We start from the raw sequence: 590 nt of genomic DNA, 5'->3' as shown, positions 1-590 counted from the left end.
CCGCAGGCGCGGGCGCGGGTGCTGCTCATGAACGCCACCGCCTGGTGGCCGAGCTGGAAGAGCTGCTGGGCCACATCCGGTCCCGTGAAGGGTTCGCCGCTTTCGGCCTGCCCCCGACGATCGACGACCTCCTGGCCGAAGCCGCCCACGGCCCCGTGGTGACGTACAACGTCAGCCGGTACCGCAGCGACGCGCTGCTCCTCACCAGCGAGGGCATCACCGCCTGCCCTTTGCCCCGACTCACCGAGGAAGCCCTCTACACCTAACTCGAGACCTTTTACGCGGCCTTGGACGAGTCGACAGCGCCCGACGGCGACCGGATCGCCGCGCAGCGGTCACTGCGCGGCGTACTGGAATGGCTCTGGGAGGCGGCCGCGGAGCCAGTCCTGACGGCCATGTCGACGACGCCTGGTGGGCCCCCTGGGCCCGATGCCGGGGAGCCCCTGCCCCGGGTGTGGTGGGTGCCGGGCGGACTCATGGGCCTGCTCCCCCTGCACGCGGCGGGCTTCCACACCGACCCTGGAGCCGGCCCACCGCGCCGCACGGTGATGGACCGGGTGATCTCCTCCTACACCCCCACGGTCCGAGCC

The 590-nt window shown here is 72.0% G+C and carries 2 protein-coding genes; both read left to right on the top strand.

All coding sequences use genetic code 11. The features are described from left to right. Positions 1-266, top strand: a 266-nt coding sequence (locus E2E34_RS34960; RefSeq protein ID WP_208765429.1) for a hypothetical protein, incomplete at its 5' end; no start/stop codon positions are given. 21 nt (positions 267-287) lie between these two features. Next, positions 288-590, top strand: a 303-nt coding sequence (locus E2E34_RS34955; protein ID WP_138905796.1) for a CHAT domain-containing protein, incomplete at its 3' end; no start/stop codon positions are given.

This window comes from Streptomyces albidochromogenes, assembly GCF_005981925.1.
GTDB classification, from domain to species: Bacteria; Actinomycetota; Actinomycetes; order Streptomycetales; family Streptomycetaceae; genus Streptomyces; species Streptomyces albidochromogenes.
Note: the sequence above shows the minus strand (reverse complement) of the source record. Positions and strands in the feature narration are given on the sequence as shown.